The organism is Actinocatenispora sera, from assembly GCF_018324685.1.
GTDB lineage: Bacteria > Actinomycetota > Actinomycetes > Mycobacteriales > Micromonosporaceae > Actinocatenispora > Actinocatenispora sera.
Genome location: NZ_AP023354.1, coordinates 6244578 through 6268357 on the forward strand (window position 1 = coordinate 6244578; position 23780 = coordinate 6268357).

The 23780-nt window shown below is 73.0% G+C and carries 20 protein-coding genes; 5 read left to right on the forward strand and 15 right to left on the reverse strand.

Annotation, left to right across the window (positions count from 1 at the left end):
- The 7 genes from Asera_RS33730 to Asera_RS29415 all read right to left on the reverse strand — a co-directional run bounded on the left by Asera_RS33730 (position 1) and on the right by Asera_RS29415 (position 7163).
- Positions 1-447 carry a QcrA and Rieske domain-containing protein gene (locus Asera_RS33730; RefSeq protein ID WP_030443920.1) on the reverse strand — a complete coding sequence of 149 codons (447 nt, stop codon included), beginning with the start codon at positions 445-447 and terminating at the stop codon, positions 1-3.
- Positions 444-860 carry a hypothetical protein gene (locus tag Asera_RS29390; protein WP_030443919.1) on the reverse strand — a complete coding sequence of 139 codons (417 nt, stop codon included), beginning with the start codon at positions 858-860 and terminating at the stop codon, positions 444-446. Before Asera_RS29390 ends, Asera_RS33730 begins: the two co-directional genes overlap by 4 nt.
- Before the next feature lie 90 nt (positions 861-950).
- Positions 951-1373: a DUF120 domain-containing protein gene (locus tag Asera_RS29395; protein ID WP_051801340.1), complete on the reverse strand. Its 423-nt coding sequence runs from the start codon at positions 1371-1373 to the stop codon at positions 951-953.
- A gap of 160 nt (positions 1374-1533) precedes the next feature.
- Entirely contained in the window at positions 1534-2268 is a 735-nt protein-coding gene (locus Asera_RS29400) for an SWIM zinc finger family protein (RefSeq protein ID WP_157034573.1), read from the reverse strand.
- Positions 2261-5305, reverse strand: coding sequence for a DEAD/DEAH box helicase (locus Asera_RS29405; protein WP_244844072.1), 3045 nt, complete (start codon positions 5303-5305; stop codon positions 2261-2263). Before Asera_RS29405 ends, Asera_RS29400 begins: the two co-directional genes overlap by 8 nt.
- Positions 5306-5598: 293 nt before the next feature.
- Positions 5599-6447: a class I SAM-dependent methyltransferase gene (locus Asera_RS29410; RefSeq protein ID WP_051801335.1), complete on the reverse strand. Its 849-nt coding sequence runs from the start codon at positions 6445-6447 to the stop codon at positions 5599-5601.
- 158 nt (positions 6448-6605) lie between these two features.
- Positions 6606-7163: a dihydrofolate reductase family protein gene (locus Asera_RS29415; protein ID WP_030443914.1), complete on the reverse strand. Its 558-nt coding sequence runs from the start codon at positions 7161-7163 to the stop codon at positions 6606-6608.
- Positions 7164-7348: 185 nt separating this feature from the next.
- Between Asera_RS29415 and Asera_RS29420 the strand changes: the two genes are divergently transcribed.
- Positions 7349-8278 carry an oxidoreductase gene (locus Asera_RS29420; RefSeq protein ID WP_030443913.1) on the forward strand — a complete coding sequence of 310 codons (930 nt, stop codon included), beginning with the start codon at positions 7349-7351 and terminating at the stop codon, positions 8276-8278.
- Between the two features lie 243 nt (positions 8279-8521).
- Here Asera_RS29420 and Asera_RS29425 read toward each other — a convergent pair whose 3' ends face one another.
- The 4 genes from Asera_RS29425 to Asera_RS29440 form a co-directional block, all read right to left on the reverse strand.
- Complete coding sequence (locus Asera_RS29425; RefSeq protein WP_157034572.1) at positions 8522-9319, reverse strand: hypothetical protein; 798 nt, start codon at positions 9317-9319, stop codon at positions 8522-8524.
- Positions 9320-9382: 63 nt separating this feature from the next.
- The gene (locus tag Asera_RS29430; RefSeq protein ID WP_211255425.1) at positions 9383-10630 is read right to left on the reverse strand and encodes a lanthionine synthetase LanC family protein; all 1248 of its coding nucleotides are present in this window, start codon (positions 10628-10630) and stop codon (positions 9383-9385) included.
- A 141-nt stretch (positions 10631-10771) separates the two neighbouring features.
- Positions 10772-11731, reverse strand: coding sequence for a universal stress protein (locus tag Asera_RS29435; RefSeq protein ID WP_084130811.1), 960 nt, complete (start codon positions 11729-11731; stop codon positions 10772-10774).
- 123 nt (positions 11732-11854) lie between these two features.
- The gene (locus Asera_RS29440; protein WP_030443909.1) at positions 11855-12112 is read right to left on the reverse strand and encodes an adenine nucleotide alpha hydrolase family protein; all 258 of its coding nucleotides are present in this window, start codon (positions 12110-12112) and stop codon (positions 11855-11857) included.
- Positions 12113-12753: 641 nt separating this feature from the next.
- Between Asera_RS29440 and Asera_RS29445 the strand changes: the two genes are divergently transcribed.
- Positions 12754-13464 (forward strand): DUF4389 domain-containing protein, encoded by a 711-nt coding sequence (locus Asera_RS29445; RefSeq protein WP_035295006.1) that lies wholly within the window; start codon positions 12754-12756, stop codon positions 13462-13464.
- A gap of 89 nt (positions 13465-13553) precedes the next feature.
- Here Asera_RS29445 and Asera_RS29450 read toward each other — a convergent pair whose 3' ends face one another.
- Positions 13554-16064, reverse strand: coding sequence for a cation-translocating P-type ATPase (locus tag Asera_RS29450; RefSeq protein WP_425305963.1), 2511 nt, complete (start codon positions 16062-16064; stop codon positions 13554-13556).
- A 292-nt stretch (positions 16065-16356) separates the two neighbouring features.
- On the opposite strand from Asera_RS29450, the gene Asera_RS29455 reads away from it, so the two are divergent.
- Positions 16357-17364 carry an Acg family FMN-binding oxidoreductase gene (locus Asera_RS29455; protein ID WP_084130810.1) on the forward strand — a complete coding sequence of 336 codons (1008 nt, stop codon included), beginning with the start codon at positions 16357-16359 and terminating at the stop codon, positions 17362-17364.
- Positions 17365-17531: 167 nt separating this feature from the next.
- Positions 17532-18149 carry a phosphoribosyltransferase family protein gene (locus tag Asera_RS29460; protein ID WP_030443905.1) on the forward strand — a complete coding sequence of 206 codons (618 nt, stop codon included), beginning with the start codon at positions 17532-17534 and terminating at the stop codon, positions 18147-18149.
- A 294-nt stretch (positions 18150-18443) separates the two neighbouring features.
- Here Asera_RS29460 and Asera_RS29465 read toward each other — a convergent pair whose 3' ends face one another.
- Complete coding sequence (locus tag Asera_RS29465) at positions 18444-18989, reverse strand: flavodoxin family protein (protein WP_051801333.1); 546 nt, start codon at positions 18987-18989, stop codon at positions 18444-18446.
- 176 nt (positions 18990-19165) lie between these two features.
- Between Asera_RS29465 and ppk2 the strand changes: the two genes are divergently transcribed.
- A complete protein-coding gene (ppk2, locus tag Asera_RS29470; RefSeq protein WP_051801331.1) occupies positions 19166-20032 on the forward strand; it encodes a polyphosphate kinase 2 in 867 nt (288 codons plus the stop codon).
- Between the two features lie 76 nt (positions 20033-20108).
- On the opposite strand, the gene Asera_RS29475 is transcribed toward ppk2, so the two are convergent.
- Together Asera_RS29475 and Asera_RS29480 are read right to left on the reverse strand one after the other, a co-directional pair.
- Positions 20109-22580: a carboxypeptidase regulatory-like domain-containing protein gene (locus tag Asera_RS29475; RefSeq protein WP_084130808.1), complete on the reverse strand. Its 2472-nt coding sequence runs from the start codon at positions 22578-22580 to the stop codon at positions 20109-20111.
- Between the two features lies 1 nt (position 22581).
- Entirely contained in the window at positions 22582-23778 is a 1197-nt protein-coding gene (locus Asera_RS29480) for a hypothetical protein (RefSeq protein ID WP_030443901.1), read from the reverse strand.
- Positions 23779-23780 lie beyond the last annotated feature (2 nt).

Here is a 23780-nt window from a genome sequence, read left to right on the forward strand (position 1 = left end):
CTAAGACTGGTCGGCGACCACCTCGCCGGCCTTGACCCGCACCGCGAAGGTGGCCAGCGGGCGCGGTGCCGGTCCAGAGACGTTCTTGCCGGTGAGCGCGTCGTAGACGGAGCCGTGGCACGGGCAGTGCAGCTGCGAGCCGGCCGGCGCGACCGTGCAGCCCTGATGGGTGCAGATCGCGCTGAACGCCACCGCCGTGTCCTGGTCCGGCCGCGCCACGATCAGCTTCTCGCCCTTCGGCCCGGTGGCCGACACGGCACCGCGCACCGGCACCTTGTCCAGCGCGACCAGGCCGGCGGGGTGGCCCTTGCCCTGGCCCTGCTGCCCGCCGTCGGAGCCGCTGTCCTCGCCGTCGTCTCCGCCACTGCAGGCGGCGAGCGTACCGGCGGCGGCAAGCGCGCCGCCGGCGGCGAGCACCCCGCGGCGGGTCGGACGTACCTGGCTCATGTGGTGTCTCCTCGTGATTCGACGCGGCGCAGGATCAGCACCGCGAGCGCGCAGATGATCGCGCCCAGCTCGGCGAGCTCGCACAGCAACTGCGGTACGCCGTCGGTGGTCTCCCGGAAGCCGAACAGGCCGACCGTGACCGACAGCCAGAAGGCGACGAGCGTCGCGGCGCCGAAGGCGAACATGCCCAGCACCGGCAGCCAGTGCCGCCACAGCAGCGCGCCCAGACCGATGGCCAGCCCGCCGACCGCGTTGAGCACGAACAGCGGACCGATCGCCGTACCGCCGCCCAGGCCCTCGGCCCACAGCTGCAGGTGCACCGCGGCGGACAGCAGGACGCCGGCAACGCCGACGGCGGTCAGGGCCTGCCCGGCGGTCGCGACGGCTCGCCGCCGGTGAACGGTTTCGATCATGGGACCTCCTCCCCGCCCCATCACGAACCGCGCTCCCGAACCGTTCAACCCCGGCCACGGAAACTTCTGCACCGCGGCGCCGGTGGCCGCTCAGACGGTGAGCCGTACCGGGTCGCCGTCCTCCAGGTGGAACGCGTCCCGGAGCCGGACATCGGTGACGACTTCGACGACGGTGCGTGGATGCGACCCGGTACCGGCCTCGTTCTCGTCCGTGCGCATGATGAACGCCGGCCGGTCGAACACGTGGCAGGGCACCAGGTTGACGCCCCGGCCGACCTCCGCGGCGTCGATGTGGATCCGCCGGCTCGGCAGCGGCCACGGTTCGTCCAGCTCGACGTTGAGGCTGCCCGGGTAGAGCACCATCCCGGTGTACCGCTGGTAGACGGCCCGGTGCATCGACACCCACTGCCCGTAGTCGCCGATGCCCGGACGCACCCGTCCCTGCAGGACCTGCAGCACCGCTCGGCCTGCGCGATGCGGCCGGTTCGGTTCGAGATCGTCGCCGTCGCCCATCGCTGCTCCCCTCCGCACCGTCACCGTACGCCGCCGGGCTGCCGCGATCCCGGCAGCGTCGAGCGATCAAGCCGACCGGTTGCCGGGGCCGCCTGACGCCCGCGGTGCCGGCACGCCGCGCCGCGGGCCGTCGAACCAGCCGGCACCGCGCCGGCCCCGATCACCAGGACGTGAGGTCCTCGTACAGCGGTTGCAGCAGGTCGGTCAGGTTGCGGCGGCCGACGACGATCTCCGAGCCGGCCAGGTGCCGGATGGCCGGATCGGGATCCTGCGGCGGATGGTCGTCGGGCCAGGCGAGCTGCTCGGGATGCTCACCCAGCCAGTAGGCGCGCGCCGAACCGGGAAGCGGGGACGGCACGCGGCCCGTCTCCGGCCCGGCCGGTACGACGGTCGAGGGCCGAGCGGCGGTCAGCGTCTGCAGCCGGGCCCGCAACCGTTCCCGGCCTCGGCCCCGCCACAGCAGCAGCCGGAACGGATCCTCGTCGAAGGACCGCGCCAGGGCGCGCAGCGTCGCGGTCAGGTGCCGGCAGGGCACCGACCACTGCGGGCAGGAGCATTCCTGCACCAGCTCGGTGGCATCCGGCACCAGCGCCACCCCGACCGTGGCGACCAGCGCCTCGACCTCCGCCGGTACCGTACCGTCGAGCAGCCGCGCCACGACCGCGGCGTCGGCGCTGAGCGCGCGTTCGATCCCGGCCCACTGCACCGGGGTGAACACCGGGACCTCCACCCACACCTCGTACGGCCGGGCGTGCGAGCCGCGCACCCGGGCGGCGGCCGAACCGGCGGTCACCTCGACCGCGGACACCCGGTCGGCCGGATAGTGGTCGCCGTCGCCCAGCCCCGCGCGGGCGAGGAACCGGCCGGACCAGTAGCCGGGCTGCACGCTATTCACCGACCGCCTCCGCCGACAGCGTGACCAGCTCGTGGAGCGCCTCGGTGGACAGGCCGGCCAGCCAGGCGTCGTCGCTGCCGACCGTGGTCCGCGCCAGCGCCCGCTTGCCCTCGATCAGCGCGTCGATGCGTTCCTCGATGGTGCCGACACACACCAGCTTCCGGATCTGGACGTCCTTGCGCTGGCCGATCCGGAATGCCCGATCGCTGGCCTGCTCCTCGACCGCCGGGTTCCACCAGCGGTCCACGTGGACGACGTGGTTCGCGGCGGTGAGGTTCAGCCCGGTACCGCCGGCCTTGACCGACAGCAGCATGACGGCCGGCCCGTCGGCCTGCTGGAACCGTTCGACCAGCTCGTCGCGGCGACGCTGGGCGAGCCCGCCATGCAGGTACGACACGTCGCGCGGCAGCCGGTGCAGCAGGTGCCGGTGCAGCATCGTCCCGAACCGGGCGTACTGCGTGAACACGAGCGCGCGCTCGCCGTTGGCCACGACGGTGTGCAGGATGTCCTCCAGCCGGGCGAGCTTGCCGGAGCGGCCCGGGAGCGCCGAACCGTCCTGCAGGAAGTGGGCCGGGTGGTTGCAGATCTGCTTGAGCCGGGTGAGCGTCGCCAGCACCACACCGCGCCGGCGGATCCCCCGGGCGCCCTTCATCCGGTCGAGCATGTCGTCGACCACCGCCTGGTACAGCGTGGCCTGCTCGGCGGTGAGGTTGCACAGCACGGTCATCTCCGCCTTGTCCGGCAGCTCCGCGGCCACCGCCGGGTCGGTCTTGAGGCGGCGCAACACGAACGGCCGGATCCGGCGCCGGAACGCCGCCGCGGCCCGGTCGTTGTCGTCCTGCTCGATCGGGACCGCGTAGCGTTCCCGGAACGCCGCGCGGGACCCGAACAGCCCGGGGTTGGCGAAGTCCAGGATGGCGTGCAGCTCGGTGAGCCGGTTCTCCACCGGGGTACCGGTCAGCGCGATCCGGTGCCGCGCCGGCAACCGGCGGATGGCGGCCGACTGCCGCGTGCCGCTGTTCTTGATGTACTGGGCCTCGTCGACCACGACGCGCCGCCAGCCGATGTCCCGCAACTGCTCCACGTCGCGATGCGCCACGCCGTAGGTGGTCACCACCAGGTCGCAGCGCCCGACCGCGTCGGCCAGCGCGCGGCCGCTCAACCGCTGTCCGCCATGGTGTACGTGGATGGTCAGGTCGGGGGCGAAGCGCTCGGTCTCCCGCTGCCAGTTCCCCACCAACGACATCGGGCAGATCAGCAGGGTGGGTCCGTCGCCGCGCTCCGCCGCCAGCAGCGCGAGGACCTGCACGGTCTTGCCCAGCCCCATGTCGTCGGCGAGCACCGCACCGATCCCCAACCGCGACATCAGCCCCAACCAGGCCAGCCCGCGCTGCTGGTAGGGCCGCAGCACCGCCCGGAAGTCCGGCGGGGGTACCAGTTCGTTCCCCGGCCCGGTCTCCGCGCCGGCCAGTACCGTGGCCAGGGCGCCGTCGGTGTCCACCGTGGCGACCGGCAGCCCGGCCACCTCGGCGTCCGGGTCCACGGCCAGGCGCAGCACCTCGGCGCTCGACATGGTCTCGCCACCGGCGCGCGCGAGGAACCGCGCGGCGGCGGCGATCTGGTCCGGATCGGCCGGCAGCCACTGGCCGTGCACCCGCACCAACGGCCTCTTCGCCGACGCGAGCATCCGCATCTCGCCGTCGGTGAGCGGCACCCCGTCGATCGCCGCCCGCCACTGGAACGCCACCACGGAGTCGCGGTCGACCAGCCGCAGGCGGCGGGCGTCGCGCTCCGCCACCGCCCGGGTGGACAGCGCCAGCCCGAACCGGTGCGGTCGCCGCCACCAGGCCGGCAGCAGCACCCCGTACCCGGCGGCGGACAGCTGCGGCGCCACGTCCCGCAGGAACGCGTACGCGTCGCCGCGGTCCAGGATCACCTCGCCGGGCAGGTAGGTACGCAACACGTCGCGCAGGCGCGGGAAGAACTGGGCCGCCCGTTCGAGCTCGGCGAGCAGCACGTCGGCGGGCCGGTGCACGCTGCGGCGCAACGCCTCCCGGGCCGGGCCGTCCGACCAGACGTCGGCGGCCAGCACCATCAGCGAGGGCTCGTCGACGGGCTGCAGCAGGAACTCGAGCCGCCAGTCCTCGTCCGCCGCGGATCCGTCCGGGTCGTCGGCCTCGGGCCCGATCGGCTCGACCAGCCGGAAGCACAGTCGCAACGGCCCGGTACGCGGTTGCCCCGAGCGTCGCCACCGGCCGAGGGCGTCGTCGAGCGCCGCGAGTTCGTCCGCGTCGGCCTCCCCGATGCGGCCGTCGGCCGCGGTCAGCGCGCGCAGCCAGCGCTCGACCCCGGTCGTGGCGGAGGCCACCAGCGGTGGACGATCCCGGGTGGCCGCCCGCACCTCCCGGTCCACCAGGCTGTCGAGCAGGTCGGCCACCAGCTCGGCCGCATCGCGCCCCGCCGGCTCGTGCGGTGTCCACTCGGCGCGGCAGGCCGGCGGGCAGCACGCGGTGAGGCGGCGGATCTCGGCCCACGCGGTCGCGTCGGAGACCGGTGCCCAGCGGGCCTCCGGCACCGGCGCATCGAGCCGCACCGTGGGCAGCACGCGGCCGCGACCGACCATGCGCCAGGCCAGATCGTGTACCAGGATCAGCCACAGCAGGGAGTTCCCGCACGGCAGCTCGGCCGGGCTGCCGGGCGGCGACTCGGTCGGCAGTACGGCCGAACCGGGTTCGGCCAGCTCACCCAGCAGTTGTGCCGCCTCGTCCGGGTCGAACAGCAACGCGGGAACGCCGAACCGCAGCAGGCCCTGTTCCACCGACCCGGTCGCTGGCGCGCGCACGCCCCAGGTAGCGAGATCGGGCGACGGCACCGGCAGGCCACCCTGCACCGGCAGCTGCAGCACCACCCGGCCGTGCCGCGCGCGCGTGGTGAGCCACGCCAGGGACGGGCCGACGGCCGAGAGCAGCTCGGCCAGTACCGGCGCCGAGCACGCGTACGGATGGCTCGGCGCCCCCGGCGCTCCCGCAGCGGTCACCCGCGTACTTTCGGCCAGAAGTCGGGCATCCTCCGCCCACAGCGCCACCCGGCGATCAGCCGTCCACAGGCCGTGCAGCGCGAGCACTTCCGGCAGTCCCCTTCCAGCGCGAAGCCCCCCAACCCTAGCCCGGCCCCGCCGAATCCCTCACTCCCCGAGGTTCTCGCCGAGCGGCAGGACCACCGTCCGGCACGCCGCCGTCGGGCGGTCAGTGGCCGTGGCGACCGTACTCGTGGCGGATGCCGTCCGGTCCGATCGACAGCCGTGGCGGTGTCCGGAGGTGGGCGGTGCGGTCAGTGGGCGGGGCGGCGGAGGATGAGGTGGGCGAGCTGGGCGAGCTGCCGGTACGGGTCGGTGGTGCCGAGGCGTTCTTCCACATCGAGCAGCGCCTGCCACTCGGCGGGATCGGTCGGCGGTACCGGGTCCAGCTCGGCCAGGTCGACGGCGACCCGCACTCCGTACCACTGCTCCAGTTCGAGGCCGGCCGTCGCGGCCTGCCCGACGAGGGTCTCGAAGGTGTCGGCCCGGGCCTGGCTGCCGATTTCGTTGACGTAGCGCAGGTCGCGCCCCTCGGCGCGGGCGGCCTCGTGCTCGGCGAGGGTCTCCGCCGCGGCCAGCCAGTCCTGCCGGGCGGCCGGACGCCACAACGCCGAGGTCGTCGTACGGGCGGCCACCGCCAGGAAGCCGCCGGGGGCGACGTGGGCGGCGAGTTCGGCCAGCGCGGGTCCGCTGGCCGGCAGGTACATCAGCACGCCGAGCAGCAGCACGGCGTCGAAGCGACGGTCGGCCACGACCGGGGCGAGCCGGCCGACCGCCCCGTCGGCCAGGGTCACCCGGTCGCGCACCGCGGCCGGCTCGGCGGCGAGCGCCGCGGTGCACGCCGCGCGCATCGCACCGTCGGGCTCGACGGCCAGTACCTGATGACCGGCCCGGGCCAGGCGGATCGACTGGGTACCCTGCCCGGCGCCGACGTCCAGGACTCGCTGCGGTGCGGCCGGCAGGTGGCGGTCGAGTTGCCGGCCGATCATCTCCTGCCGGACGAGATTGCGTACGTGGTCCCTGCTCTGGAGCCATTCGCTGCGCGCGGGGGCGAACGTGCCGTGCCGGTCGCCGGTTTCCGCCGAGGTCGGGATCGTCGTCACGGTCCGGGACGCTACCCGTCCCGACGCGAGGTGACCGCGCATCGTGGGACAGCAGACAGCGCGCGCTGCCCGCCGGTCTCCTTTCCCGGCCCGCATCCGTCAACCGGTGGACGGTCACCGCTTCGGGAGGCCAGGGCCGGGGCGGCGAGCGGGACTGCTCAGCGGGTCCGGTAGCGGGCGTAGATCAGCCCGCTGCCGAAGGCGCGCTGCTCGACCAGGTCGAGATCCAGGCGGACACCGTCGGGGAAGAACCGCTTGCCGCCGCCGACGACGCTCGTGGTGACGAACAGGTGGTACTCGTCCACCAGGCCGGCCGCGATCGCCTGCGCGGCGAGGTTCGGGCCGTCGATGGTGAGGTCGCGATCGGCCTCGGCCTTCAGCGTGCGCACCGCGTCGGGGTCGAAGCTGCGCTCGATCCTGGTCTTCGCGCTCGACACCGAAGCCAGCGTGGTGGAGTACACCACCTTCTCCGCGGCCCGCCAGTCCCGCGCGTACTGCCGGATGTGCGGCGGCAGGTCGGGCGTGGCCGGCACGGTCTCCCAGTAGACCATCGTCTCGTACATCCGTCGGCCGTAGAGGTACGTGCCGACCGGGCGGAACAGGTCGTTGATGAAGGTGTGCACCTCCGGATCCTCGGCCCCGACGCCGAGATCACCGTCCGTTGCCTCGACGTAGCCGTCGAGCGAGGTGATCATCGAGTAGATCAGCTTCGCCATGCTTCTCCTTCGCGACCGAGCGTGCCGGCGCGCTGCCGGTTCCGTACATGGTGACGCACGCACGGCCCGGAACTCATCGATCGACCGGCCGGCGGACCTACACTCGGCGCGGCAGCGACCACGATCTCCGACGCCCGACCGCTCGCGCGGGCCGTCGTGATCGCCAGCAGTGGAGGCACGACCGGATGACAGGGACCGGCTGGACCGCGGCGGACATTCCCGACCTGACCGACCGCACGTTCGTGGTCACCGGCGCGAACAGCGGCCTGGGTCTGGTCACCGCCCGGCAGCTGGCCCGCCACGGCGCCCGTGTCGTCCTCGCCGTCCGCGACGAGGGCCGGGGCCGGCAGGCGGCCGCGGACATCACCGCCGCCCATCCGGAGGCGAGCCTGGAGGTACGGCGACTGAACCTGGCCGACCTGGAGTCCGTCTCGGCGTTCGCCACCGCCCTGCAGGCCGACGGGGTGCGTCCGGACGTGTTGATCAACAACGCCGGTGTCATGGCGCCACCGCGCGCGGTGAGCCCGCAGGGCCACGAGCTGCAGTTCGCGACCAACCACCTCGGCCACTTCGCGCTCACCGGCCTGCTGTGGGACTCGCTGCGGCGCGGCACCGACCCGCGGGTGGTGACCGTGACCTCCGACCTGCATCGCGGCAGCCGCATCCACACCGACGACCTGAACGGTGCGCGCTCGTACTCGGGCTGGAAGTACTACCGGCAGTCGAAGTTCGCCAACGTCGTGTTCGCGCTGGAACTCGACCGCCGCCTGCGCGCCGCGGCAAGTCCGGTCCGCAGCCTGCTCGCCCACCCCGGATTCGCGGCCACCAACCTCCAGTCCAGCGGACCGACCGGCCTGCTGCGGTTGCTCACCACGCTCGGCCGGCGGCTGGTCGCCCAGGACGCCGGGACCGGCGCCGAACCCCAGCTGTACGCCGCGACCGCACCAGATGTCCATAGTGGACAGTTTTTCGGTCCGGGCGGCAGGCGCGAGATGCGCGGGCACCCCACGGTCGTGCGGCCGGATCCGGCCGCCGAGGACCCCGACACCGCGCGCTGGTTGTGGCAGCGGTCGGAGGAGCTGACCGGCGTGTCCATTCCGATCACCACCCCGTGACGGCAGCAGCGCCGCCGGCCCCGCGGGCGAAGGACCGCGCAGTACGGCGGGCTCAGGTCCTGACGCGGTAACGGCACGACGACCGCACCGCGATCATCGGCCCGGCCAGAGCGATGGAGGATCGACTCCCCGTCAGTCGCGACCGGCACCTGGCGGTGAACGTAGCCAACCTCGGGCGAGCCGGCACGCTTCGCCGTGGTACGGCGGTTCGCGCGCGATCGCCTCCGGGTGTGATGCGGCGGCTCAGGCGGGTGTGAGGCGCCAGTAGCCGAGCGGGTTGTGGAAGAAGTCGACGGCGTCGTGCCGGTCGTCCGGGTGGTGCTGCAGCAGCCAGCGCGGCGCGTCGGCGGTCGGGCGGAACGCTTCGCCGTCGGCCATCGTCGCCGCCCGCTCCTCGGTCAGCAGGTACAGCGCCAGGGCGTCCATCAGCGCGACGCACTCGTCGCGCTCGGCGTCGGTGGTCGGCGTGGCCGTGAGTTCGGCGTCGGGGGCGCCGAGCAGATGCATGCCGCAGCTGTAGAACAGCTCGCCGGTGGAGACCGGCCGCTTGACCGTGGCGGCGTGGAGCATGGCGGCCAGCTCCTCGTCCGTCGCGGCGGCAGCCGCGTCATCGGCCAGCGAGAGCCACCGGTCCCGACCGTGCGTGATGGCGCTGCTCTCGTTCTTCACCGCGGTGGCATCGGAACGCAGCAGCGCCGCGGAGACCGCCAGCGCCGTACGGGAGACGTCCATCAGCACCGGCCGGCGCAGTTCCGGCGGCATCGTGAGCGCCCGCATGGGCCGGGGCAGCAGGTACGCGACGCTGTCGTGCCGCGCGACCGCCGCCCAGTCGGCGTCGGTGAAGCTTGCCCGGGCGAGACTCGCCTCGAACGCCCGGGTCATCCGCGGGTCACGATCCGGTTCGAAATCCTCGTCGTCGAGCGTGAACCCGGCCGCGGCTCCCGCCCCGGCCGCAACCTTCCGCACCGTCTCGGGGTCCAGGCCGACGCCGAGCACGCAGAGCACCGGACGCGGCAGCAATTGATCGAGTTCAGCAGGCACGGCACGAACCGTATCAACCTGGACGCTTCTGTCACCGCCCGCCCGACGTGTCGGGCCGAACCGCTACCTGGGCTGGTCCGGCCAGAGCACGCGGTATCCCGGGTCGCGGTGCGTGTCGATGCGCGCGTACCGCAGCAGTTCCCGCACGATGCCGGCGCTGCCCATCGCCCAGCCGGTACGGGGTTCCAGGACGCTCGGCGTCGCGCGGTGTTCGACGTTGGACCAGCGGCACCCCGCGGCGTCGCGGGTCGCCCGGTCGGCGAGATCGGCGACCAGCACGTCGGCGAAACCGCCGACGTCGCCGTTGTTGCCGGTCTCGTCGACGAGCAGATCGCACGCCAGCGCGAGCACCCCGGCGGTACCGCAGCAGTGCCCGTTGTTGTCCCAGAAACCCGGGCGCAGCCGCCGAGGCAGGCCGCAGTGCGTCACGGTGTACCAGCAGCGGTCGACCAACCGCGCGAACCGCGGCTGGCCGGGCTCGCGTTGCAGCAGGCGGAAGACCTGGGCGTCCCCCGCCGGCCCCTGACACCAGCCGAAGTTGTACCGGTCGATGAGCTCGGGCCGGTCGGGCGGATCGGAGTGTGCGACGAGGAAGCCGTCCGGGCCCGCCTCGTCGCGGGACACCACGTCGTCGGTCGCGGCCAACGCCAGCTCGAGCAGGTCGGACCGGTTGGTGGCGCGGGCCACCGCGGTCAGCGCGGCGGCGACGCCCAACGTGCCGTGGGAGATGTGGTGCTGCCGGGCGATGCGCCCCTCCCGCGTTTCCCACTGCACCCCGTGGCGGGTGGGCTCGGCCGTGGCCACAAACGGGGTGACCGCCGCGAGGGCGAGATCCGGATCGCCCACCGCGAGCGCACCGAGCGCGATGCCGGCGTTGCCGCCCAACAGATCCACCTGCGGCCCCCACCGGTGCCCGTCGAAACGGCGCCGTACCGTGTCGAGCGCCCGGCGGGCCGCGGCGCCGGCGTCCCGGTCGCCGAGCTGCTCGTGGATGGCGTGTAGCGCGACCGCGATGCCGGTCAGCCCGAAGTACAGCGAGCTGTTGTCCCAGCCGTCGTCGACGACGGCCACGAGCCCGCGGCCGCCGCGTAGGGCAAGCTCGGCGTAGCGTTCGTCGCCGAAGTGACCGTTCGCCTCCAGCAGGGTCAGCACGATCCCGGCCGCGCCGCTGTAGAGCATGGGGTCGCTCTCGTCCTGGCTCGGCCGGTTCGGCCACGCCAGCCCGCCGGTGCTCGGCCGGGCCTGATCGACCAGCCACGACAGGGCATCGGTCGCCAGCTGCTCGGCCCGGCCCTGGAGCACGCTCGACACCACGCCACCATCATCTCAGTCCGGCCCCGCCGGTGGCCGACCGCCCAGCCGTCACCGGGAGATCGCTCGGCCGTCGTCGTCGCCGTCGGGTACTACCTCGTCACGACCGTCGCGCGCCTGATGCCTGCCAGCTGACACTGCTCAACCGGCGGCACCACCTCGGGCCTCCGGCGATCGACCGGCAGCGATATCGTCCACGCCGCTGGCTCCCGCGGACTGCGACCACGAGGATTGCGTGGCGCTGCCGTCGGCGACGGCTGGGACGACGAGGACCGGGCGGTGGGTGTGGTGCAGGGTGGCGACCGCGACGCTGCCCACCAGGATTTCCCGGACCGCCGAGCGCCCGCGGGAGCCGACCACCACGAGGGCGGCGTCCGCATCGCGTGCGCAGTCGGCGAGTGCGGCGGCGGTGTCGCGAGCCGACGTGCCGTGACCGCGAAGGTGCAACCGCGTCACGCGCTCGTCGGGAACCGACGACGTCGGCGCCTCGAGTGGTACCTGGCCGTCGTCGACGGTGGCACGCAACAGCTGCCGCTCGGGCAGCAGCCGGTGCGCGACCGTCAGTGCCCGGCTGGCACCGCTCGACCCGTCGAAGCCCACCACCACCGGACCGGCCGGCAGCGCGGCCTGCTCGGCCTCCAACAATGGGTGCGGGACCACCAACACCGGGCGGGTCGCGTAATGCACGACCATGTCCGACACGCTGCCCAGCACCGCCCGCGCACCGGTCAGGCCCCGGGCGCCCACCACGACCAGATCTGCCGGGAGCGAGTCGGCCAGCTCCGCGAGCCGGATACCGTCCCCGCCGAGGCTGCGCACCGCGAGCGGTTCAGCGTCGCAGCCCGCCGCCTCGGCCAGGGTGACGCCCGTCGAGGCGATCCGACACGCTTCCCGCTCGCCCTCGTGCTCCATCGCGGCGATGAACTCGTCCAGGTGCCCGCGGCCGGTCCACAACCGGCTCCGGAGCCGGTCATCGGCGAACGCGGGCGCCCACGTCGTCGCGATCCGGATGCGGCAGCGCGGAAACAACGACGACGTCGCCTCGATCGCCACCGTGGCAGCGGGAGACCCGTCATAGCCGAGCAGGACCCGGAGTGGCATGGTGACTCCTCGAAGTTCGACGCCAGGCAACGCCAGGCGGCCCCGGCGGGGCGGCCGGGCACGTTCTGCTCCGCCGATGCCCGGCGACCATCGTCAGGCACCGGCGACCGTCCGTTCGGCCCGCTACCGCAGAAGCTGCTCGACCGGCGAACCGAGCGCCACGATCGGTTGCACGGGCACCGTGGGACAGCTCTCCCGCCACCAGCCCAACATCCCGACCAGCAGCTGCCGCTGCTCACCGGCCACGGCGATGGAGCCGGGATCCGGCGAGATCCGCTCACGGGGTACGTGCCTGCCCGGTGCGGTCCACGCGTGCACCGTCTTCGTACGCAGGTAGGTCTCGTTGAACGCGAACTCGGCCCGGCTGGGCGCCCGGGTCACCGCCCGCCGGGCTCGGTGCGGAGCCGTCGAATCCCACGACGACGGGCGCATTGGTTGCCGTCATGGCCACCTCCTCGGCATCGAGCCTGTTGGTGTCGCGGCCGAGCCGACAGGGCCGATCGGCACGGGCCGGCCGGGACGATCGGTCGGCACCGTCAACCCGCCGGAACCGCACGCCGACGGGAACGGCACGCTGCTGGCGGCCGGATCCCGATCGACGGACGGGGCCGGTCGAGCCACGACACTGCGGCGCCGCGGTTGTTCACCACGTACGGTGATCACGGCGCGGTCGGTGGCTCCAGCGGCCGCGGTGGCGTTCGGCCCCGGCCACCCGCGAGGGCCCGGGGGCGGCGCGGGCCTCGAGCTGTCGGGCAACGGAGAAGCATCCGGCAGGTACGACTCCACAGTGGACAACGAGGTCGTCGGAGGACGTCCACTGTGGAGTCATGCTCGATCGGCGGCATCGGCCCGAAGAGAGGCGATCTCGACCGGCCGAAGCCATTGACCGCGCCGGCGGCCGAGCTGGCACCGTTCGTACCCCTTGCGTGCTGCCCGAGTGCCGGAACGGGCCCGAGCCCGGGGCCGCAAGACCTAGCGTAGTGGTCGTCAATGACGGCGCTGTGCCCGTCGGAGGTACCGGCATGCAACCGATCCCCACGACCGAACCGGTCCGGCTGACCGGCCGGCTCGACCCGCCGCCCAACCGGTGGCTCTGGCTGCTGAAGTGGCTGCTGGCGATCCCGCACTACATCGTGCTGATCTTCCTGTGGATCGCCGTCTGGGTCGTCACGATCATCGCGTTCTTCGCCATCCTGTTCACGGCACGCTATCCGCGGCCGCTGTTCGACTTCACCGTCGGCGTGCTGCGCTGGAGCTGGCGGGTCGGCTACTACTCGTACTCGGTACTGGGCACCGACCGGTACCCGCCGTTCACCCTGGCCGAGCGGGAGGACTACCCGGCGACGCTGTCGGTGGTCTACCCGGAGCGGCTGTCGCGCGGGCTGGTCCTGGTGAAGTGGTGGCTGCTGGCGATCCCCCACTACCTGCTCGGCGGCGCGATCGCCGGCAGCTCGTACAGCGGGTACCGGTGGATGGACGACGCCGCCGGCCGCTACGGCACCCCCAGCCTCGTCGGCCTGCTCGTGCTCTACGTCGGCCTCACGCTGCTGTTCGCCGGCCGGTACCCGCGTGGCATCTACGACCTGCTGATGGGCATCCAGCGCTGGGGCTACCGGGTCAGCTGCTACGTGTCGCTGCTGACCGACCGGTACCCGCCGTTCCGGCTCGACCAGGGCGGCGACGAGCCCGCGGCCGGGACCCGCCCGGTCACGCCCGGGGCGCCGAACGAGTGACGCCGCGCGGCCGGCCCGGGAACGCGCGCGCTGGCCGATGGCCGGAGGTCGAGCCTGCCGGGCCGGCTCCGGTCGGCGCCGCCGCCGGGTCAGCCGCCGACCGCGGTGCGGGCACGCCGTCGCCAACACTCGGCGACGGCGACGGCCACACCGGGTACGGCGCCGATGGCCAGGCAGGCGACCAGCTCGGCCACCGAGACCGGGCTGGTGCCGAGCAGCTCTCGTAGCGCCGGCACGGCGACCGCGGCCAGCTGCAGGAGCGCCGAGGATGCGACGGCGGCGTACAGCGCGCGGTGTGCGCCGCCCGCGGGCGGCCGGGCCCGAACCGCCAGCGCGACGCCCAGCTGGGCGAATCCCAGCACCAGAAACAGCAGCGTCTGCCACGGCCGGCCCATCGCGGCGGCCCCCGCGCCGGCGACCAGCGCCAGTGCGGCGATCAGGCCACCGGTCACGGCGACCCGCTGCGCCAGCCCCGCACCGAGGATCGCCTCGCCCGGCGGGCGGGGCGGGGCGTCCAGCAGGCTCCGGTCGGCCGGCTCGGCGCCGAGCGCGACACCCGGCAGCCCGTGGGTGAGCATGTTGATCCACAGGATCTGGGCGGGCAGCAACGGAATCGCAAGCCCGAGCATCGGTCCGGCCAGCATCACCAGGATCTCGGCGAGCCCGCCGGCCAGCGCGTACCGCAGGAATCGGCGGATGTTGGCGTAGATGCGGCGCCCTTCCTCGATCGCGACGGCCACCGTCGCCAGCTCGTCGTCGGCCAGCACGAGGTCAGCGGCCTGGCGCGCCACTTCGGTTCCGTCCCGTCCCATCGCCACGCCGATGTCGGCGCGCCGCAGTGCCGGCGCGTCGTTGACGCCGTCGCCGGTCATGGCCACGACCTGCCCGTCCGCCTGCCAGCCGGCGATCAGATCCATCTTGGCCTGCGGCACGGTCCGCGCGTGAACCGCGTCGGCGGCGATCCCGACGCGGCGGGCGACGGCGTGGGCCGTACCCGGGTGATCGCCGGTGACCATCGCCACGGTGATCCCGGCATGGTGGAAGCGGCGCAGCAGTTCCGGCATGCCGGGGCGAACCGGATCGGTGAGCCCGACCAGGCCACACGGGGTCAGCCGGGACGGCCACTCGGACTCGTCGGGAAGCTCGGCGCAGTACGCGTCGCTGATCGCGAGCACCCGGTATCCGGTGCCGGTGAGCCGGTCGGCGCGGTCGTTCAGGGGATCGCCCGCCGCCAACATGACCTCGGGTGCACCCTTGCCGACCAGCAGGTACCCGCCGTCGGGCGTGCGATGGGCCGTGATCATGCGGCGGGTCGCGGTCTCGAAGCCGATCTCGGCCACCCGCGGGTACCGGCCGCGGGTAGCCGCCGCGGCCGCACCCAGCCGGCCGGCCGCCGTGATCAACGCGGCCTCCATCGGATCACCGATCGGCGTCCAGTCACCGTCGGCCGCCGGTGGTGCGATCAGCTCGGCATCGTTGCACAGCACCAGGTCACGAGCCAGGCGGCCGGTGTGCTCCGGCGAACGCCAGCCGTCCACGGTGGTGACCGTGCCGTTCGGTGCCCACCCGGGCCCGGAGACGCCGAGCACGGCATCGGGCAGGACGACGCGGTCGCAGGTCATGATCCCGGTCGTCAGGGTTCCGGTCTTGTCGGTGGCCAGCAGCGTGACCGAGCCGAGCGTCTCCACCGCCGGTAGCTGCCGCACGATCGCCGCGCGCCGCGCCATCCGGTGGGCGCCCAGCGCCAGCGCGATCGTGACCACCGCAGGCAACGACTCCGGCACGGCCGCCACCGTCAGGCTGACCGCGGTCAACACCATCTCGACGGGCGGCTGGCCACTCACCAGCCCCACGACCAGCACCACCGCGGACAGGGCGACGCAGGCGACTCCCAACGCCCGGCCCAGCCCGACCAGGCGCCGCTGCAGCGGGGTACGCCGGCGCGGCTGGCCGGCCACCAGGGTCGCGATCCGACCCAACGCGCTGGCCGATCCGGTCGCGGTCACGATGCCCCGTGCGGTGCCGCCGACCACGACCGTACCGGCCAGTGCCTCCTCCCCCGCGCCGCGCGGTACCGGCACGCTCTCGCCGGTCAGCGCCGCCTCGTCCAGGCCGAGCCGGTCGGCATGCTCCAGTCGCAGGTCGGCCGGCACCACATCACCACCGGCCAGCACGACCAGATCGCCGGGCACCACCTCGCCGGCCGGGACCCGGCGCGAGGTGCCATCGCGTACCACCCGGGCGGTGGGTGCGCCGAGCCGCTGCAGCGCGGCGACCGCGTGGTCGGCTCGGATCTCCTGGATGACACCGACCGTCGTGTTGAGCACGATCACCAACCCGATGACGATCGTGTCGGTACCGTCCCGCAGCAGCACGGTCACCGCCATCGCCGCGAGCAGCACCACGATCAGCGGGTCGATCAGCTGCCGTCCGATCCGGCGCGGGACGCTCGGTGGGCGTGGGGGCACGACCTCGTTCCGGCCCCACGCGGCCAGGCGCCGATCGGCCTCGGCAGTCGACAGGCCTTTCGTCTGGGCAGCAAGCGGACCCTGCACGCCCCCATCCTTCCGCCCGGCGGCCCCTCGGGAGTGCGGAACCACTCATCGCAGCGGGAGTCGCGCAGCCCGCGCCGGGCCCGGTCACCTCGTCCGCCCGCGGCAACACCGGCCGGCAGCGCGAAAGAGCCGTACACCTCGTGGCATACGAGAACAAATCCCTGCGCCGCGGCACGTACGACGTCGATGACGGCTTCGATCAGGGGCGCGACGCACCTGCCGGGGAGGTGCCCGAGCAGGGCCGGCCGCCCGCCGGCACCGTGCCGGATGGCCCTACCGAGGGCCACCCCCCGCGGCGACGATACGACCAGGACGCGAGCGGAAAGGTGGGAGACCCATGCCAGCCGTCAACTTCAGCGACCCGACCGGTACCGACCGGCACCGCGCCATGGACGGTCCGCTGGGGCGAGCGGTCATGGCCGCGCTTCGTGCCCCATCGATCCTCAACACGCAGCCCTGGCGGTGGCGGATCCACGACGGTGCGGCGGAGCTGTGGGCCGACCGATCGCGCCAACTGACCCATCTCGACCGTGAGGGGCGGCTGCTGACCTTCAGCTGCGGTATCGCGCTGCATCACGCGGCGGCGGCGCTGACGGCACTGGGGCACCGCCCCGGGATCGACCTGTTTCCCGACGACCGCGAACCGGATCTGCTCGCTCGGCTGTGGGTCGGCGAACCGCATCGGCCCACCTCCGACGAATCCCACGCCTTCCAGTCGATGTTGTCGCGCCGCACCGATCGCCGGCCGGGGCTCGGCGACGTCGCCGTACCGGCGTACCTGCTGCGGCAGCTGCGCGGCGCCGTGGAGCGCAGCGGTGCGCACCTGCATCTGGTACCGGACGAGCAGTTGCCCGTTCTCATGGTGGCGGGTGACCACGCCGCGCAGATCGAGTCGGCCGACCCGGGCGCCCGCGCCGACCTCACCCGCTGGACCCACCGGCCCCAGGCCGCCAGGGAGGGGATCTCGGCGGACACGGTCGCGCCCGAGGTCGTACGACGCGTACCGCATCGCCAGTTCCTGTCCGGCGGCGATGCCCATCTCGACCCGGGCGTGGGCAGCGACCGTACGGCTGACTACGCGATCCTGTTCGCCGACGGCGACGGACGGCTGGACTGGCTCACCTCGGGGGAGGCGATGTCGGCCCTGCTGATCGTGGCGACCATGCACCACATCTCGGTCAACCCGATCAGCAACGTCATCGAGGTGGCGGCCACTCGCGCCACGCTTGCCGGCCTGCTCTGTCAGCTCGGTCACCCCATGCTGGGCATGCGACTGACCGTCGCCGCCGCGACGCCGCCACCGCGGGAGACTCGTCGTTCGCCGGCCGAGGTGATCGACGCCTGACAGCCGGTTGCCACGCGGGCTGCTCCACGAGCCAGGCGGTGCACGGGACTCCGCGCGGGCGACTCGCGGTGGGTACCGGCCGGCCCGGGGGTCCCGGCCGCACCGGGCCGTCCGGCACTGCCCGGCAACCGATCGCGGGGACATTCTCGATGCGGGGGTGTTGGAAGATGTTTCGGGATCGCGCAGCGGCCGGGGAGATGCTGGCGCACCGGCTGACGCATGTCTGCCCGACCGAATCGGTGGTACTGGGAGTCGCGGCCGGCGGTGTCGCCGTCGCCCACGAGATAGCCCGGCGGCTGGATCTGCCGCTCGATGTCGTGGTGGTGCACAGGTTGCAGGCGCCCGGCCCGCCGCATGCCACGCTGGGTGCGGTGACCGAGGACCGGATCATCGTGGGTGACCGCATGCCCGCCGACGATGTCCGTGCGGCGTTCGCAGCGATCGACGGGCGGTCGCGGCGCTTCCATGAGGCACGCCCGGCGGTGCCCGTGGCCGACCAGACCGCGGTGATCGTCGATGACGGCGTGATGACCGGTGCCACCGCCCGCGCGGCATGCCTGCTGGCCCGCAGCAGGGGTGCACGACGGGTCGTGTTCGCCGCCCCGGTGATGCCCATTCGGGCCGTCTCCAACCTGGCCGACGTCGCCGACGATCTGCCGCGGATCGTGACCGCACCGTCGGTGCCGGTCCTGTCCGCGTGGTACCTGACGTTTCCGGCCGCCACCGACGAGGACGCGCTCGACCTCCTGACCCGGTTCGACGCCCGGCTGGCGAACAGCCACTGACCAGAACCGCCGACGGCGACCTGCGGTGTGCGCGCCGGGATCTCACCGGTCGAGGACCGGGGAGATCCCGACGGCGCCGGATGCCATGACTGCGCTGAACCGCGCGACGGGTGTCGCGTCGACCATCGCTAGGGTCTGTTTCGCAAGTCCCGCGTGCCGGCTGCGGCGGCCCCGTTTGCCCGCTCGCGGCGTTGTCGGACAGCCCGTGGGCAAGCCCGGCACCCGAACTGCCCTCCGCCTTGCGAGCAGACAAACAGGACTCGCCTCGCTCGGCCGGGGGCTCCGAAACAGACCCTAGGCCGATCCCCCCGACAGGCTCGTTCGCCCGGACCCGAGGGTTGCCGCGGCCGCCTCGGCGAGATCGACGCCCCACCGCAGTGCCCGGTCGCGCTCGCCGTCTGCCAACGGCCCCTGCGTGTCCGTGACGTAGAAGCTGTGCGCGGGCGCGATCGTCCGTGCGCCGAGACGGCGCAACCGACGGTCGATCCCGGCCGCAGCCGAGCCCGGCAGCCGGGTTCGGGCGTGGGTGTCGAATGCCGCGGCCAGCCGGCCGCGCAGCGATCCCACCTCTGCCAACCATTCCCGCACGCCACGCTCGGTGACTCCGACCGCCTCCCGGGACTGCCGGGCCGCCGAGTTCCGGGTGTTCGGCCGGCTCATCCCGAACGCGTGCGTCGGACCGCCCACGACGAGCAGATCCACGGCGTCGGGCACCGGCGCCGGCGCGTCACCGACCGCCGACACCTGCACCGCCGCCCGCGTGCCCAGCCCTTCGGCGAGCGCGCGAGCAACCTGCTCGGTGTCGCCGAACATCGACTCGTACACCACCAGTGCGCGCATGGCTCCCACCCCGCTCGTACTCCCCGTACTGCCAGTCGAGCGTGCCGCCGGCCACCCCGGCAGGGCCGGATGGCAGGTGTCGGACGAGCCGACCGACCGACACCGCACGCTCGTGCGATCCACCATCGGGACCACCGGGGCGCCGATACGCTGGTGGTGACCGACAGGAGGCCGATGTGCCGGACGAGGACACGGGCGGCGAGGCGCCCACCACCGCCGCGAAACGCCTGCCGCGCAAGGTGTACGAACGAGAGCTGCGGCGGCTGCAGATCGAACTGGTCCGGCTGCAGGAATGGGTTCGCGCCGAGGGCGCCCGGCTCGTGGTGATCTTCGAGGGGCGCGACGCGGCCGGCAAGGGCGGCACCATCAAACGCGTCAGCGAGAACCTCAACCCTCGGGTCGCGCGGATCGCCGCGCTGCCGGCGCCGAACGACCGCCAACGCAGCCAGTGGTACTTCCAGCGCTACGTCGAGCACCTGCCGGCCGCCGGTGAGATCGTCCTGTTCGACCGCAGCTGGTACAACCGGGCGGGCGTCGAGCGGGTGATGGGCTTCTGCACTCCCGACCAGTACCGGATCTTCCTGCGGCAGTGCCCGATCTTCGAGCGGCTGCTGACCGAGGACGGAATCCTGCTCCGCAAGTACTGGTTCTCGGTCAGCGACACCGAACAGCAGCGCCGCTTCGCCGACCGGCTCACCGACCCGATGCGGCGCTGGAAGCTGTCACCGATGGACCTGGAGTCGATCACCCGCTGGGAGGACTACTCCCGGGCCAAGGACGAGATGTTCGTGCACACCGACATCCCCGACGCCCCGTGGTACGTGGTGGAAAGCGACGACAAGCGCCGGGCCCGGATCAACATGATCGCGCACCTGCTGTCCACGGTCCCCTACCATGCGGTACGCGAGCCGCAGATCGAACTGCCGCCCCGGCCGGCCGCGCGTGGCTACCAACGGCCACCGCGCAGCGAGCAGACCTACGTGCCGGATCATGCGGCAACGCTGACCGACGTCACCGATCCGGCAGATCGTCCGGGCGGGTGACCGCGGCCGGTGCCAGGTCGCCATCCCGCGCACGGTCCGGAGGGGCACGGTGCGTTGCGTGCCCCTCCGGCCGGTCTCAGGACAGGGTGAAGTCGAGCCTCGTGGTGTGGTCGGCGGTCACCGCGGCGGTCTTGGTGGCCGGGGTGTGGCCCGACGCCTCAGCGGTGACCGACTGGTCGCCGGCCGGGGTGAACAACCGGTAGCGGCCGTCGGTGTCGCCGTGCGTCGTGCTGCCGGCCGCGGTCACCGTGGCCGGCAGCCCCGCACCGGAGCCGTCGGTCACCCGACCCACGACCATGCCACCCGCAACCGGGTCGCAGCTGCGGTTGCCGACGAAGACGTCGTCGATCTCCCACCACTTCGACCAGTTCCCGGTGTAGTGGAACCGCACGATCACCCGATGGCCGGCGGCGTCGGGCAGGTCGACGACCACCGGGCCGCTGACGTTCGGCGTACCTGCCTTGTGCCACACCGACTTCCAGGTCTTCCCGCCGTCGGTACTGGTTTCCACGGTTGCGGTGGAGTTCACCGCGCCGTGCAGGTCGGTACCGAAGGTGATCGCGGGTTCGGTCGCCCCGGCCAGGTCGAAGGTGGGCGAGGTCAGCATCGTGTCCTGGATGGCGTGCTGTCCACTGTGGTCGGAGTCGACCACCGCGAAGTTTCCCTCGCCGCCGGTGGCATTGACCCGGCCGCCGGGGTTGGTGAACTGCCAGCCGGGCTTGTAGTCGTAGCCGGGCTGCCGGTGGTTCACGTCCGCGACCCGCCACCCCTTTGGGGCCTGGCCACCATCGAACGACTGCACCGTACCGTTCCGGGTGGCCCGGTAGCCGGCGGCCGTGCACACCGCCTCGACGGTCAGCGCGACGTCCGCGGTCACCGCCTCGGTACCGAGCTCCACCGTGAGGCTCCGAGCGGTGTAGCCGGTGTCGACGGCGGCGACGTGCAGGGTGTACTTCTCGTTCTGCAACAGATCCAGCTCGTACCTGCCGGTGGCCGGATCGGTGTGGGTGGTCGTGCCGTCCGATGCGGTGACCGTGGCGTACAGACCCCACCCGTGGCCGGAGCCGTCGGTGACGGTGCCGGTGACAGACACGGTCGGGACCGGGTCGAGAGCGAGGTCCTGGGTCGTGCTGCCGCCCTCGGTGACCGACACGGCGACCGTCTTCGCCTGGTACGCCCGGCGAGACGCCGTCACCTCCCAGCTTCCGGCCGGCAACCGCAGCGCGTACTTTCCGTCGGCGCCGGTGGTCGCCCTCCGTCCCCTCGCCTCGATCTCGACGCCCGAGACCGGTTCGTGCGTCGCGGAATCGGTCACGGTGCCGGTGACGGTCCCGGTCGCCTTGTACGTGAACGCCGCGACGCCGTTCGGGGTCCCGAGCCCGGTCGGCCCGTCGTAGCCAGGGCCACCGCCGCACAGGTACGCCGGGGTGCACGTGCCGTTGCTGCCGGAGGTCACGTCGTTCAGCGCGGCCGGGTCCACCAGCGCCGCGTTGTACGGGTAGGAGGCGGGTTCGGTGGCGGCGGCCGGCGCGCCCGCGAGGGCGTAGGTCGCGGCGATCAGCGGCGCGGAGGCGCTGGTTCCGCCGTACACCTTCCATCCGTTGTAGTAGACCGCGACGCCGGTGTTGGGGTCGGCGACCGCCGACACGTCGGCTACCGCCCGCTTCTCGCACCCGCTGTCGGTCTGCCAGGACGGCTTGTCCTCGTAGGCGGAGCAGCCGCTTCCGGCGCCGCTCCAGACGCTCTCGGTCCAGCCGCGCGCCGTACCCGCGTCCCGACCGAGCGAGGTGCCGCCGACCGCGACGACGCCCTCCGCGGTGGCGGGGTAGCTGGTCCCGTAGCCGTTGTCGCCGGTGCTCGCGGTGACCACGACGCCGGGGTGGTGGTAGTGCCCGTCGTAGTCCCCCTCACCCGGGTCCTCGGTCGCGCCGTAGCTGTTGGAAACGTACTTCGCGCCCATGGCGACAGCCTGATCGACCGAGGCGGCGAGCGCGTCGATCGAGTTGTCGTCGCCCTCGACGAGCAGGATGTGGCAGTTCGGGCAGGCGGCGGAGACCATGTCGAGGTCGAGCGAGATCTCCCCGGCCCAGCCGGTGTTCTCGACCGGATAGTCGGTGCCGCCGCGCTGGTCGACCTTGCGGAAGCAGCCGTTGTCGGTGGTACAGGGCGGCAGGCCGTACTGCGCGCGGTAGGTGGCGAGGTCCGACTCGGCCGTCGGATCGTCGTACGCGTCGACGATCGCCACCGTCACGCCGTCACCCGCGGTGGCCGACGGCAACGTGTACGCCGCCTGAAGGTCACCGGGCCCGAACCCGGACGGGCTGACCGCGTCAGGCAGGACTCCCTTGCTGGACCTGATATCCGTACGCCGCAGCGCGAAGCACGACACCTTTCCCGGACCCGGGTCCGCGGCGCACGAGCGGGTCGCGGCCGGTGCGGCGGTGTCCTGACCCGGCGGTACCGAGGCGGCGGCCGGCGCGGTGGCGAGCACGATGCCGGCAGCGAGGGCCGCCACCGTCCACCATCGTCTGTTCCTGGCTCGGGCCATGTCACTTCCTTCCGCAACTGAGGTGGCTGACCTGCGGGTCGACGAGGTCGACGACCGAGTTGTCGGTCACCGAGCCGACCGCCCAGACGTCGTTCGGGCCGGTGCCGTCGATCGCGGCGTAGTAGTAGCGCAACCCGAGCCCCTTCGGCCCCGGTGCCTCGACCATGGCCCAGGCCGAGCCGTCCCAGTGGGCGAACGTGTGCGCACCGTCCGGTACCTCGACGATCACCCAGACGCTGCTCGCGTTGGCCGCGTACACCTTGTTCATCCGGCCGTTGCCGAGATCCGGCAGATCCATCACCTGCCAGGCGTCACCGTCCCAGCGCGCCGCCAGCGGGGCCGCATCGGTGGCGCTGCCGGCGAGCAACTGGCTGCCGACCGCGTACACGGCGCCGTCCGCGCCGACGCTCACGTCCCGGAAGGAGGAGCGTCCGGTGCCCTCCGGGCTCGCTACGACGGTCCACGAGGTGCCGTCGTAGTGCTCGGTGAAGGTGCCGTACCCGGAGCCGACAGCCTGGTAGCCGACCGCCCAGATGTCGGTCGCCGACCGGGCCGCGACCGCGGACAGCACGGTGTCCGGTGCATCCGCAGCGGGGTTCGGCACGATCTGCCAGGAGCTGCCGTCCCAGTGTTCGACCAGCGCCCCGAGCGGGATCGTGTTGCCCACGATCTCGGCACCCGCCTGGTACGTGCCGCCGACCGCCCAGGCATCGGTGGCCGACAGCGGGTCGACGTCCGACAGGTAGAGCGTCGTGTGCACCGGGTCCGGTGCGACCGGCAGCGGCATCATCGCCCACCGGCCGTCGTGCCACCGTTGCACGGTCTGGACTCGTCCGGTGCTGGTGAACGTCCAGCCCTCACTGGCCGACGAGTACGACGGGCCGCTGGTTCCCATCGGCAGCACCGACATGGCGGGGATCTGGGTGGTGTCAGTGATCGCCCGGCCGTCCCAGCGGGTCAGCCGGGACTGCCCGGTCACGCCCTCGAAGCCAGCTATCCGGACGTCCTTGCTGGACAGGGCATCGACGCCGGACAGCTCGCTGATGTTCTGCCGCTTCGGCGGGGTGTCGACCAGCTGCCAGCTCGGCGTGCAGCCGTGGTCCGGCCGGGCCGGGCTGGCCGATGCGGAGGTGCTCGCGGCGGCGGACGCGAGCAGCACGCCCACCGCCAGCGCAACCTTGGTTCTGGTGATATGCATGA

Bases quoted from the DNA above. Each gene is read 5' to 3' on its own strand.
- Asera_RS29445 (WP_035295006.1), top strand. From the start codon at position 12,754: ATGCAACCGATCCCCACGACCGAACCGGTCCGGCTGACCGGCCGGCTC.
- Asera_RS29420 (WP_030443913.1), top strand. From the start codon at position 7,349: ATGACAGGGACCGGCTGGACCGCGGCGGACATTCCCGACCTGACCGAC.
- Asera_RS29455 (WP_084130810.1), top strand. From the start codon at position 16,357: ATGCCAGCCGTCAACTTCAGCGACCCGACCGGTACCGACCGGCACCGC.
- Asera_RS29435 (WP_084130811.1), bottom strand. From the start codon at position 11,731: ATGCCACTCCGGGTCCTGCTCGGCTATGACGGGTCTCCCGCTGCCACG.
- Asera_RS29395 (WP_051801340.1), bottom strand. From the start codon at position 1,373: ATGGGCGACGGCGACGATCTCGAACCGAACCGGCCGCATCGCGCAGGC.
- Asera_RS29390 (WP_030443919.1), bottom strand. From the start codon at position 860: ATGATCGAAACCGTTCACCGGCGGCGAGCCGTCGCGACCGCCGGGCAG.
- Asera_RS29415 (WP_030443914.1), bottom strand. From the start codon at position 7,163: ATGGCGAAGCTGATCTACTCGATGATCACCTCGCTCGACGGCTACGTC.
- Asera_RS33730 (WP_030443920.1), bottom strand. From the start codon at position 447: ATGAGCCAGGTACGTCCGACCCGCCGCGGGGTGCTCGCCGCCGGCGGC.
- Asera_RS29465 (WP_051801333.1), bottom strand. From the start codon at position 18,989: ATGCGCGCACTGGTGGTGTACGAGTCGATGTTCGGCGACACCGAGCAG.
- Asera_RS29475 (WP_084130808.1), bottom strand. From the start codon at position 22,580: ATGGCCCGAGCCAGGAACAGACGATGGTGGACGGTGGCGGCCCTCGCT.
- Asera_RS29480 (WP_030443901.1), bottom strand. From the start codon at position 23,778: ATGCATATCACCAGAACCAAGGTTGCGCTGGCGGTGGGCGTGCTGCTC.
- Asera_RS29460 (WP_030443905.1), top strand. From the start codon at position 17,532: ATGTTTCGGGATCGCGCAGCGGCCGGGGAGATGCTGGCGCACCGGCTG.